This window comes from Ktedonosporobacter rubrisoli (assembly GCF_004208415.1).
Taxonomy (GTDB): Bacteria; Chloroflexota; Ktedonobacteria; order Ktedonobacterales; family Ktedonobacteraceae; genus Ktedonosporobacter; species Ktedonosporobacter rubrisoli.
This window is the reverse complement of record NZ_CP035758.1, coordinates 10,372,235-10,384,627: the sequence shown is the minus strand read 5'-3', so window position 1 is coordinate 10,384,627 and position 12,393 is coordinate 10,372,235. Positions and strand designations below refer to the sequence as shown.

At 52.8% G+C, this 12,393-nt stretch carries 10 protein-coding genes and 1 tRNA gene; 9 read left to right on the top strand and 2 right to left on the bottom strand.

Annotation, left to right across the window (positions count from 1 at the left end):
• The first annotated feature begins 105 nt into the window (after positions 1-105).
• From EPA93_RS44385 to EPA93_RS44350, 9 genes are all read left to right on the top strand, one after another.
• Positions 106-759 (top strand): HAD family hydrolase, encoded by a 654-nt coding sequence (locus EPA93_RS44385; RefSeq protein WP_129893703.1) that lies wholly within the window; start codon positions 106-108, stop codon positions 757-759.
• Between the two features lie 38 nt (positions 760-797).
• A tRNA-Sec gene (locus tag EPA93_RS48850) sits at positions 798-893 on the top strand.
• 314 nt (positions 894-1,207) lie between these two features.
• Complete coding sequence (locus EPA93_RS44380; RefSeq protein ID WP_129893702.1) at positions 1,208-1,690, top strand: hypothetical protein; 483 nt, start codon at positions 1,208-1,210, stop codon at positions 1,688-1,690.
• Positions 1,669-1,899, top strand: coding sequence for a tetratricopeptide repeat protein (locus EPA93_RS44375; protein WP_129893701.1), 231 nt, complete (start codon positions 1,669-1,671; stop codon positions 1,897-1,899). Before EPA93_RS44380 ends, EPA93_RS44375 begins: the two co-directional genes overlap by 22 nt.
• Before the next feature lie 231 nt (positions 1,900-2,130).
• The gene (locus tag EPA93_RS44370) at positions 2,131-5,226 is read left to right on the top strand and encodes a winged helix-turn-helix domain-containing protein (protein WP_129893700.1); all 3,096 of its coding nucleotides are present in this window, start codon (positions 2,131-2,133) and stop codon (positions 5,224-5,226) included.
• Between the two features lie 112 nt (positions 5,227-5,338).
• Positions 5,339-5,560 (top strand): hypothetical protein, encoded by a 222-nt coding sequence (locus tag EPA93_RS44365; RefSeq protein WP_129893699.1) that lies wholly within the window; start codon positions 5,339-5,341, stop codon positions 5,558-5,560.
• A 28-nt stretch (positions 5,561-5,588) separates the two neighbouring features.
• Positions 5,589-6,959, top strand: coding sequence for an FAD-binding oxidoreductase (locus EPA93_RS44360; RefSeq protein ID WP_129893698.1), 1,371 nt, complete (start codon positions 5,589-5,591; stop codon positions 6,957-6,959).
• Positions 6,949-8,454, top strand: a complete 1,506-nt coding sequence (locus tag EPA93_RS44355) for an MFS transporter (protein ID WP_129893697.1) — start codon at positions 6,949-6,951, stop codon at positions 8,452-8,454. The genes EPA93_RS44360 and EPA93_RS44355 overlap by 11 nt, the downstream gene beginning before the upstream one ends.
• An 84-nt stretch (positions 8,455-8,538) precedes the next feature.
• Positions 8,539-9,312 carry an SDR family oxidoreductase gene (locus tag EPA93_RS44350; protein ID WP_129893696.1) on the top strand — a complete coding sequence of 258 codons (774 nt, stop codon included), beginning with the start codon at positions 8,539-8,541 and terminating at the stop codon, positions 9,310-9,312.
• A 171-nt stretch (positions 9,313-9,483) separates the two neighbouring features.
• Here the strand turns inward: EPA93_RS44350 and EPA93_RS44345 are convergent, their stop codons facing one another.
• Positions 9,484-11,310: a coiled-coil domain-containing protein gene (locus EPA93_RS44345; RefSeq protein WP_129893695.1), complete on the bottom strand. Its 1,827-nt coding sequence runs from the start codon at positions 11,308-11,310 to the stop codon at positions 9,484-9,486.
• A 411-nt stretch (positions 11,311-11,721) separates the two neighbouring features.
• Positions 11,722-12,369 (bottom strand): TetR/AcrR family transcriptional regulator, encoded by a 648-nt coding sequence (locus tag EPA93_RS44340; RefSeq protein ID WP_129893694.1) that lies wholly within the window; start codon positions 12,367-12,369, stop codon positions 11,722-11,724.
• Positions 12,370-12,393 lie beyond the last annotated feature (24 nt).

Below are 12,393 nucleotides of genomic sequence, written 5' to 3'. Positions count from 1 at the left end.
CTAAAAATCTCACTTATTCTACCATGATGACTACAATGCGTCTATCGAGAGAGGAAGAGGGGACGTGTGATATGATAAAGGAAATTTCGGGGAGGCTAACACTTCATGGCCAATTCAGTACACGCAATCATCTGGGATCTTGACGGAGTAATCATCGATAGCGCGGAGGCGCACCGCCGCTCCTGGTATCGCCTGGCAGGGGAAGAGGACTTGCCTTTTACTGACGAGCAATTCTGGGCTACCTTTGGCTGGCGCAACGACGCAATCATCCCTAAATTATGGGGTGTAGAGTCACCTGAGCGCGTACGCGAGTTTGCCGATCGTAAAGAGGCATATTTTCGTGAATTTGTGCGTGATATCGCCGCGCCCCTTCCGGGATCTATAGAACTCCTTAGTAGTCTACGCGATGCGGGCTATCCCCAGGCCCTTGCCTCTTCTACACCTATCGCCAATATCGAACTTATCAGCGACCTTCTGGGTCTCAAGCACTACCTTAACGCCCTCATCTCCGGCGAGACTGTACCTCACGGCAAACCTGCGCCCGATCTATTTCTTAAGGCGGCAGCAACGCTAGGGGTCGAAGCAAAAAAATGTCTGGTAATTGAGGATGCAGTAGCGGGGATTGAGGCGGCACGCGCAGGAGGAATGTACAGCATCGCGGTAGCAGGTGAACGCGACCTGCCCGGTTTAAAAGTTGCCAATCTTGTGGTCAAGGATCTTACCGAGGTCAACGTTGAGCGTATACGTGAGCTCGCTTGACAAGGAGTAGCAGGCATGGCACAATGGTTCCACAATATGGAGGTGTAGGGGCCCCGGTGGGTCTCACCGTCTTCAAAACGGCTGGGGGGTCGCTCGGCGCGGTCCCCGGTGGGTTCGACTCCCATACGCCTCTGTTTTTTTGAGCGAAATAGAGAAACGAGCATCTATCGCACGTGGTAGCGATAGGAATAGGCATCTCGGATGCTCCTTCAGAAATTGGGATAGAAGGTTAACTACTGAATTGGAGAGCTTCTTCGTCGATACTATAGACCTCACGCTAGCAGAAATGAAACTAGTGGTCAGTCCACATTGAAATTGACAGGGATGAGATACTGAGGACACGATGCATCAGGATAGTTTTGCAGCTGGAAACCATCGAGCGATCCCCCCTTCCCAGAGGTTTTCTGGCAGTCTAGCATCTTGTGTGTAGTAAAGAAAGAGGGTCCCTGTGGCACAGGAAGAAGATCTCCTGGATAACTGGCTCCATGAGGAATGGATTGTGTGTCCTTCCTGTCAGCGCTCGCTGTTCCGGATTGACACCTCCCCTATGGATCATGAACGCTACCTCTACTGTGATCGCTGCCCCATCCGAGTAGGGATCAGTGTGTATGAGACGGAATATCAGCAGCTCAGTCATCTGTTCTTTGCCGCGCAAGAGAATGAGGAGCATGATCATGAAGCGTTTAGTCGAGCCATTGAAGCACATTTGCAGCCATGCACCTGTGGCGGAACCTTTCGCTATGACGCCCCACGTCGCTGTTTCACCTGTTTCGCTCCGGTGATTACTGATGACCCCAATGGCGTCGATCTCTATCCTGATGAAGATGTATTTGAACAGGAACTCGATGCGAAAAGACAAGAACGGTTAGAGCGTTGGCAAGCACAGTTTTGCCCAAATCCAGAAAACAAATGGAAACCGCTCTCCAAATAGAACACTGGCAAGCGGTGAAGCTTACTGAACAGTACTTGGGAGAGGAGCACCCTGAGACCGCAGCTTACCTGACCTATTTGGCCGTGTGGTATGAGAGGCAAGGAAGGTATGAGGAGTCCAAATCGCTGCATCGGCGAGCTCTGGTTATCTGCGAGCGTCAGCTTGGAGAAGAGCATCCGTATACAGCAAGCAGGTTGCATAAACATTGAGAAACAGATTTTTTAGCCATTGAATGTCCTGCTTACAGCGTAGCGAAAGAATTAAGCAGGACACCGCTCTGCTGAAGCACGCGCTTACATATGAAGTGGCTCAAGTCTTCCGTCCAGCGCTATAGCGGTGGATTGGTAGGTTGCAAGATAGCTTGCCTGGTCGTCTCGTTTTTGCTATACTCAACCCATGTTGGGATGTTGGGAATAACATCTATTATCTACAAGGAAATCATGCCAAAATCGCCTACTTACGCCCTCATCTGGTCTAGTGACAATAACGGCTATCTGTTGCATACCCCTGATGCTCCACCGCAGCTCCTCTTTCCTGGAAAAGAGGAAGCGTGGCAGGCCTGGTTGACGACCCATAGCTCCTTTTCCTTTCAGGGACAACATGGCCATTTGAATGTCTTTAAAGAACTTCGGGCACGTGGCACAGGCTACTGGTATGCGTACCACATGAGCGCTGGCCGGATGAGGAAACACTACCTTGGGCGCAGTACAGCTCTGACCCTTGCGCGTTTAGAGGAGGTTGCACAGGCCCTTCAGGAGCCAGTATACCCATCTCAAGGGATTCATGTCAGCAAGGAGGAGCGGGCGGACCAGCAAGAGGATGAACCAGGTCTGATACCACTCGTGACCAGATTTTCTCCCCCTCAGGTACCCACTACGCTTGTGGAACGGGAACGCCTGCTTTTGCTTCTGGATACCGCCTTCTCGCGCCCACTGACTTTGGTTTCTGCTTCCGCTGGCTGGGGCAAAACCACCCTGCTTACCGCCTGGGCACACCGCCATCCTCAGCAGACTGCCTGGCTCTCTTTAGAGCCATTAGATAACGATCCAACGCGCTTCTGGAGTTCGATTATTGCAGCCCTTCAGCGATGTCTGCCAGATCTTGGGAAGCAGGCTCTGGCCTTGCTGCACACGTCTACCGCGCTTTCGAGCAGCCTGATGACGTTGCTCAACGAGGTCGCAGTCCGGCAGACAGCAACTGCTCCCATAGTCCTATTTCTTGATGATTATCATGTGATCGAAGAGCCAGCTATTCATACGTCTCTGCTCTTCTGCCTGGAACATCTGCCTCCCTCCCTGCGCCTGGTGATAGCCAGTCGCGTCGATCCCGACTTCCCTCTCTCTCGCTTGCGTGTGCGTGGGTCTTTGGGAGAGATCCGTGACACCGAGCTACGTTTTACGCGGGAAGAAACACAGCGCTTTCTCACCCACCAGATGGATCTTGCCCTCTCGGAAACAGACATTGCCTTGTTAGAAGCTCGCACGGAAGGCTGGATTGCCAGCTTACATCTGGCAGCCCTCATCCTCCAGAAGCAGGTTGACCTCTCCGCCGGCGTACAAACGCTGACCGGGAGCCAGCGCGTCCTCCTTGACTATATGCGCGAAGAAATTCTAGAGAGCCAGCCACAGCCTCTCCAGCACTTTTTGTTACAGACAAGCGGCTTAAATCGCTTGAACGCTTCACTTTGCGATGCAGTCACAGGGAGAACCGACAGCCAGCTCTGGTTGGAGCAGATATTGCGCTCCAATCTCTTCCTCCAGTCCCTAGAGGGAGAGCAACAATGGTATCGCTATCACCTACTCTGGTCCTCAGCCCTCCAACATGAAGCCAGGCATCGCCTGGGAGAAGCCGAGCTATGTCAACTTGCAGGCAGAGAGAGTCGCTGGTATGAGGCCCAACGACTGCTCCCCGAGGCGATTGAAGCTGCCCTTCGCGCGCGCGAGTTCGCTTTTGCCGCCGAACTCATTACACGTATGATCACCCCTCACAGCTTTCGCAATCCCTATCCTCTGTTCCGTCGCTGGCTGGAGCAATTGCCTGCAGAGACGCTCCACGCCTCGCCCTTTCTCAGCTTTGTCTACGCTGAAGCGCTCATTTTCACTTCAGATCGACGTGATTCCTCAATCAGAACACGCGTTGAGCAGCCACTGCGAATAGCCGAGCAAGGATTTCGCGCACAGCAGGATGCTCAAAAGCTGGCTGAAGTACTCTCTTTGAGGGCTTCACTTGCCGTCTTTCGCAACGACCTTCCCACCGCCTTTACGTTGGCTCACCAGATGCTTCACACCCAACCAGCAGGAGAACAGCACTGGCGCGGCACTAGTCTCGCCATCCTCGCCATGCAAGCACTCCTCTCAGGAAACATGGAACAAGCCAGGCAACTGATCCTGGAGGCACGTATCGCCTATGAAGCTGACCAGTCGCTTCCAGGCTTCTTCATGACTGCTTTCCTCCTGGGAGAGATCAGCGTAGGACAGGGGGAACTCTCTCAGGCTGCTCACTACTATCAGCAGGTGGTATCTGGAGAGGAGAAACAGGCACAGGAGCTTTTCACCTATCAATTGACCACCACGACAGGAGCTCAGGACACCTTCTTCGCACGCCAGGCCCTCACTGGTCTGGCCCAACTTGCCTACGAATGGAACGAGTTGGACATAGCGCAGCAGCGACTCAACGCTGCTCTGGAAAATGCCCGGATAGAAGAAATGCACTTCCTGACCACCGGAGTCTTGCTTCAGGCTCATCTTCTGCATGCACGTGGGCAGAGCCGCCAGGCCCAGGAGTTCTTGAACAGACTGTCCCCACAAGCCCGTTCGCCCCAGTTTCTGCGTGAGATACGCGCCTGTTCAGCGCGTATTGCTCTGGCAACCGGTGACAGAGACAAAGGCGAAGCATGGCTCAGAACCATACAAGATGCAACCATTCCCGACGCTCTGCTCAGGCAGGAAGAGGAAGCTCTGCTGCTCGCGCGCCTGCGTATAGCTCAGCAGCAAGGCAAAGCAGCCCTGGAGATTCTCGCTCCCTGGAAAGCGCAGGCTCAGGTACAGCAATGCCTGTCCTCAACGCTGGCCATCCTCCTCCTTGAAGCCCTGGCTTATTTCGCACAAGGACAATTGCTTGAGGCAAAGCAAACACTGCTTCTGGTGTTGCGCAAAGCGCAGGGTGAACGATACCAACGTCTCTTTCTGGACGAAGGCCCAACCATGAAGCTCCTCCTACAAACACTGCTGCCAGAAGTGCACGATGCCCCTTTGCTTTCCTACATATACACGCTCCTGCGCGCATTTGGACAGAAACCCGGGAGTGAGGATGTCCCCTTCTCTGAAAAAGCTGCTTTCCTGGCAGAGCCGCTGAGTGTGCAGGAACAACGCGTCTTACGTCTGCTGGTCGTCGGGCGATCCAATGCCGAGATCGCCAGTGAATTCGTCATCTCAGTCAATACGGTAAGAACACACATCCAAAGCCTCTATCGCAAGCTTAACGTGCACAATCGTGTCGAGGCCAGCGAAGTAGCGCGGCGTCTATCACTCCTGTAATTCTTTGCTCTTCTCCCTCATCCACTCGTAACCATCCCATAGGATGATGTCAACTCATCCATCAGCGTTTTATACTCCAACCAGTCTGAACGAAGGGAGGAAGACGCTGAACATGCAATGCCGTATCTGGATCAAAGGACACCTAGACCCATCCTGGCAAGAATGGTTTGAGCCTCTGGAGATTCGCCCCGAGGCATCTGGCAGAACTACCTTGTGTGGTTCACCCCTCGATCAAGCCGCCCTTTATCGCATACTGCTCAAAATCCGCAGCCTTGGCCTGGTTCTGCTCTCCCTGGAGACGGATGAGCTATTGCTGAACCAGGAGGAACAGTGATTCTGATCCCTGAAAGGATACTTTATCTATGATTTCACATGTGTTTACCGAATTAAAAAATCGCATAGCTGGAGAAGTTGTCGTGCCTGACAGCCCAGAGTTTGATGGGCCAGACCAACTCTTCAACCAGGTGGGAAGTTCAGCCATCACTGTCTATGTGCAGAGCACGAATGATGTTGTCACAACCATTAGTTTTGCACGCAAGCATGACTTGCCATTGTCTGTGCGAAGTGGCGGCCATGGATTGAGTCGCCAGGCGATGCATAATGGTGGCCTTGTGCTCGACCTTACACACATTCAGCAGATTGAGCTCCTTGATGCTGAACAGCATCTGGTGCGTATTGGGGCTGGCGCTCGCTGGGGCGATGTAGCGAAAGCACTGGCGGTTCACGGCCTCGCCCTCTCCTCAGGCGACACGAAACAGGTTGGTGTCGGCGGTTTAACCCTGGGTGGAGGTATTGGCTGGCTCGTGCGCACCTATGGTCTGACGATTGACAGTTTGCAAGCGGCAGAACTCGTCACAGCGGATGGGCGTATTATGCGCGTCAGTGCCGAGGAGCATCCCCATCTGTTCTGGGCCATTCGTGGTGGTGGCGGCAATTTCGGAGTTGTAACCTCGTTTGACTTTCGCGCTCAACCCTGCCACACCATTATTGGCGGATCGGTCATCTATGATGCGAGCGAAGCGGAAGCCGTGCTCACTGCATGGGCTAGCTCCATACACAAGGCTCCAGAAGCATTGAATTCTACCATCGAACTCTTTCCCGGATTTGGTTCGCAGATACCGCCCCAGATTACAGTGAAGCTCTGTTACGCGGGAGAAGACCAGGCTGCAGCCAAGAAAGCGATTGAGCCTTTCTTGCACTCAGGTATAGTGCGCTCGCAGAACATTCAGAAGATGCCCTATGCCGCCATGCTGGAAGACGAGGTGTCTCCTCCTCCTGGGCTTCGGCTGATTGACCACGGCGGTTTTCTCAAAACCATGGACAGGGAAGCTCTTTCCACCCTGGCTGCTCATTATGGTCAGCCAGGTAGACCTATTGCTCAAATCCGCGCACTTGGTGGAGCTATGGCGCGGGTCAGCCCTCAAGCCACGGCGTTTGCGCATCGCGAGAATGAAGCAGTGGTCTACATGGCAACGTTTGCTCCATCGAGCGTGACTGAAGAGGAGGCTCGGCAGATCAGACAGGCAGCGTGGCAGCCCCTCGCCTTGATGAGCAGCGGAGCGTATGTCAACTTTGTGAGCGAAGTCAGCGAAAAGAGTGTCACTGATTCCTACCCAGAGGAGACCTATACTCGCCTTGCCAGGATCAAAGCAAGCTACGATCCCGACAATGTGTTCGCCCAGAACCACAATATCCTGCCTGCTGAAAGAAGGTTAAGACATTATGGAAAGTAGTCAGCACAAGCAGCCGCTTCAGGGTGCGCTCTCTTCGTCGATCCATGCGGCATTGGCCCATACGTCAGAGGCAGCCGAGCAGCCAAGAAGCTGGCTGGTGCTTGCCTTGCTCTGTAGTATGCAGTTTATCCTGATCCTGGACACTGCCATCGTCATCGTTGGTTTGCCCTCGATTCAGCGTGAACTTGGCTTTGATTCTGGAACCCTCCAATGGGTCGTAACTGGCTATTCGCTCGCCTTTGGAGGCTTTCTTTTGCTAGGAAGTCGGGCCAGCGATCTCTTTGGACGCCGTTTCTGCTTCTGGGTTGGCCTGATCATTTTCACCCTGGCCTCTCTGCTCGGCGGCATTGCACAGTCACAAATCATGCTCGTTGGGGGTCGCCTGCTTCAAGGGCTGGGAGCGGCAATAATTTCGCCCGCTGCGCTTGCCCTGCTGATGAAATCCTTCGCCGAAGGCCGCGAACGGAACCGTGCGCTCGGTGTATGGGGAGCGGCCTCCGCTGGGGGCGGTGCAGCTGGGATCATTGTCGGGAGCCTGCTCACCGAACTCTCCTGGCGCTGGGTGTTCCTGGTCAATGTGCCAATTGGTATCGCTGCCATCGTGCTTGTACCTCTCGCCCTAAGCGAAAGCCGGGGGCGCACCCAGGGGCGTCTGGATCTGCCTGGCGCTCTGCTCATCACTGCCAGTTTGATCGGGCTCGTCTATGGATTAAGCGAGGCAGCAAATAAAGGCTTCGCCGAGGCGGGTACTCTTGTTCCGCTGGTGGGAGGCATTGGCTTGCTCATCGTCTTTCTCATCCTAGAGAGGCGTACACAGGAGGCCCTTATCCCTTTACATATCTTCCGACGACGCACGCTGGTAGGTGGCAATCTGGTGGCAATGCTGATGCTTGCCATTCTCTCCGGGGAGACCTTCTTCCTGACCCTTTACTTGCAGCAAGTACGAGGTTCCTCTCCATTAGAAGCTGGCCTCGCCTTTCTGCCCCAAACGTTGCTCATCATGGTGTTCTCCAACGCTGCCGCTCGCCTGGTTTCGCATCTGGGTATGCGAAAGATGCTCATTGGAGCGATGGTGCTCCTAGCGGCTGGAGCGTTCCTGTTTGTACGTCTGGGTACAGAGGGCGACTATCTCAGCGTGGTGCTTCCAGCCACACTCCTACTAGCGCTTGGCCTGGGAGGTGGATTCGTGGCAGCCAGTATTGCAGCTACGACTGGGGTCGGGGACAGCGACCAGGGTCTGGCCTCCGGCCTCTTCAATACAGTGCAGCAGGTGGGAGCAGCTGTTGGGATTGCCGTGCTTGTCACTGTTGCCACTGCTCACACTGCTCATCCGGGCCAGAGGGACTCTGTTGTTATTGGCTACCATTGGGCCTTCATCGCGGCGACCATCTTCGCACTTGTGGCTCTGCTAGTAGCACTCATCGTGGTACGTGCGCCTGATCTACCTGGAGATACAAGCAACATTTCTCGCAAAGAGAAGCGGTCAAATGAATAGAGGCCGTATCGAAAGGCAAATTCCTAATAAAAAGGGAACAGCGTTCTCTACAAAAGTAACTTGTACAAAAAAAGGAAATAAAACATGTTAAAGATCCTCATTACAGGAGCAACAGGGAATTTAGGGCGGCAAGTCGTTCGCCTCTTGCTTGGGCGCCAGCACCGAGTTCGCGCTTACACGCAAGTAGCAAACCCCTCCATACCTCAGGATGTAGAGGTCTATACCGGAGATCTGCGTGCAGGGAGCGGACTGGCGGAAGCGACAAGAGGGGTAGATGCAATTATTCACACTGCTACTGCCTTCGAGCCAGGATATGTCACCGAACTGCAAGGAGCGCGGCATCTTCTTGATGCCGCAGCCGAAAATGGCGTACCACATCTGCTTTACATTTCCATTGCCGGTGTGGAAGAAAGCAAGTTTTCCTACTTCAAAGCCAAACTTGAAGTGGAGAAGATGGTCACGCAATCGAGCGTTCCCTGGACAATCTTGCGAGCCACGCAATTTCACACGTTCCCTTTACAGTTTATTACTTCCGGCGAAGACGAACAGGCGGGGACAATTACGCTGCCTATGGGAATGAGTTTCCAATCTATTGAGATGAGTGAGGTTGCCCTGGGACTCGCCAAGCTGGCGGAAGGTTCAGCCGCTGGATATGCTCCTGTAATGGGAGGGCCACAGATTCTGACACTTGAAGAGATGGCGGAGAGCTATGCACGTCACTCGAACAAACAACGTGTGATCCGAACGGAACCATTGCAGGGTGAGATCTATGACGGTTTCAGGGGTGGTGTGAATCTCGCTCCCACTCGTATGGTGGGTCATGTCACCTGGGAGGAATTTCTGCAACGGCGCGCTTAACAAGGAGTATACCTTTGGCCATTTCACGTTTGATCCAGCAGAAAGAGGCTAAGAGCAAATCGACTGTACTCGACTCCATATGTAACTGTACAGTTACATATGGAGTCTTGAGAAACCAACGGTTTTGGCACATGTTGCAGGGCTTTAATCGACAACGTTATTTGCCGCCTCCTATTCCTGAGCCTCATCTGCTGCCATTCCGTTTTGCGATTCCTCTGCATCAGGTGATGCTTTCTCTTCAGCAGGAGCAATGAAAGCTTGAATCGTTTGAATAGACTTATTCGAATCCTTATGTCCTTGTTGAAGCTTTTGCATATGATGATCCAGTTCGTCCAACCAGGCCATACATTCCTGATAAAGCGTATCAAGCGCGTCCTGGGCCTTTGTTTTGGCATTCCGAATGGAGGCTTGGATGGCTCGTACCTGCCCGTTGTTTGCCGGTACAGGAGGACGGTCCGCAAACTGCTTCATCAGGGAAGTGAGCCGCTCTTCTATGCGTTGCTGGGCATCGATGGCCTTGACTGTCATCTCGGGCAATTGATGACTCACCTGATGCTGCACCTCGGCGAGAGCCTCTACTATCTGTGGTAACCCAGGAAGAGCGTCTGGCTTTTGAAGTGCCGAGAGCAGAACATGCTGCAAGTGCTCAGAGCTGCTTTGGAGCGTATCACGGATGGAGGAAAGATCGGGTGGCGTGGACGATTGCTTGATAATTTCTGTCAGGGTCTGTTCGATCTCTCGCATCCTGCTGCCGAGAGCATCTACCATTGGTGAGAAATCGGGTGGAGTCCGTGATTGGCGGATCTCTTCGATCAGCTCCTCTACATTACCAGCGATCTGCTCACGGAACCGTTGTTCCTGGGAGAGGGTCTGTTCGACGATCAGCACCTGCTCTTTGACGGCTTGCACCTGACCGATGACATCGGCACGCAGTTGGGACACTTCTGTGGGGAGAAGAGCGATCTGCTGGGCATGTTCCTCCAGAGTGTGCTTGACGGGCTCCAGAGCGCTTGTCACTTCGCGACTAAGTTGCTCTCGTTCCTGGGAAAGCTGCCCCGTCAGCGTTTCTACAGCCAGGCGTAATTGTTGCTCCAATGCTTCACGGTTCTTTCTTGAGAAGCCTAACATCTCAAAGATCCTTTCCATTGTGGTGGTTGGGCCTGGTGGTGTGACAATAAGAGAAGGTGCAGAAGACGGCACTTCCAGTGCAGATGGAGGAGTAGCGATAGGAACAGGCTCTCCTGGCGGCGGCTCTGATGCTGCCGACAGTGATGTGGTTATGTCGTCTCCTACCTCTCCTTTTTGTTTGGAGAGAAGAAGAGGAACTTCCAGTACCTCTTGTTTTGGCTCATCCTGCTCCTGCTGGTCGTCGAAAGGTCCAAGATGAGCATGCTCTCTCCGTTCTCTTGGCTCTGATTCCGTGACAAATACCGGCTTCATCAATGGTGATGCCTCTTTGTATTCCTCTTCTTCCTCATCTTGTGGTACGTGCCCTAACGCCAGCTCTTCACCCTCTTCTTCATCTTGAATTACTTCAATATGTGGTTCCTCTGGGAGTTCTTGCCCAGGGACATCAGAGGTGAAAACCAATGGAGGTGTTTGTGGCATCGCTGCTGCGGCTTGCTGTTTGGCACTTCCGGCTCGTTCTGTCCGTTCTTCAGCATCTTTCATAGCTTTTGCAAATTGCCAGAAATACTTGCCCTGATTCCGTTGATGAGCCAGAATAAAATAGTCCACTGGATAGCCAATCAGCCCTTGACACGAAAACGTAAATGGTTTTCCTCGCACCTGTTCTTCATTACGTAAAAACCAACTCCAGAAATTGCGTGCGTACTTGCTGATGGTACTTCTGCTATAGGGGAAACGCTTACGAATAGTGTTATATGTAAAATGTTGCCCATGTTGCTCTGCATCGACAAAAAATTGGAAAAGTGCTCGTGCTTCTCGTTCGCGTTCGTGATCTTTGATGGGAATGCAGAGTTCTTGATGTACTTCCATATTACCCTTACCATTTGCTTTGTTAGCGCATAAAACGAGGACTGTCTACAATGGAAGAAAACAGAGATTACTTCTACTGTAAATAAGAAGAGAAGGAAATGTCAACAAACAGACAATAAAAATGTACAAGGACCATCCAAGTAAATTCATAGGCCCTCTTGCTATTGATCAGTTTCGTGAACTAGAATGAGCTGAGTACCTACCATTTCCCTCAATGGGGAGCAGTTGAGAGCTGATTATCTTATACAATTGCATAGACGATGAGTGCATCGGCTCGTGGAAGCTGATGGGGCTTGAAACATTTTTGGACGAGTTCCTCCCACAGAATGCGCTATGGAATTTTCCTAAACAATTCCTAGACGGGGATGATTTGCTCCTCTTCCAACCTCGCTTCCTGCGGCACTCAGAAACTCAGGGGTGGAAAGATCCGTGGACAAGAAAGCGCACACACCATATGGCTACCTGATGGGGAGATGCTACCAACCCACTCTCCAACCACCAGGTCAACATTCCCACGAACCAGTTCGCCACACACACAATCATCACTTCCTCCGGCATCGTGTTCTCATCATCTCTTTTCTGCACCATCTTCTGATGCGAGAGCTGTGACCGCTGGTACAATACCTCGGCTATGTAGGAGCGCATCTGGATGGTAAACCAGGAACTCCCCTGTTTGCCAAGCATCGTCTGGTACAGTTTTGCGTGCTTAGCGAAGTGTTCAAAGAACGCAACCCAGGCAGCCAGTGCCCGCTGCCACTCCGGTGAAACTTCCCATTTGGCTTCAGGGCCAGGTACCCCCGCCATCCAATTGAGCGCTTGCAAGTGCTCCTGCCCAAGCTCGCTGATCACCTGGTCAACTGCGCCCTCAAAGATACTGGTCACCACAGCATATTTGTCTGGATAGTGGCGATAGAACGTTGATCGGTTGACCATCGCTCGCTCGGCAATATCCCCAACGGTGACGGCATCAAACCCTTTCTCGGCTATCAAGTCAATCAGCGTCTTCTGAAGAAGCGCGTGCGTCCGTCTCACCCGTAAATCGGTGCGTTCGCGCGTCATTTTTCCTCCTTTGTTGCATCTGCA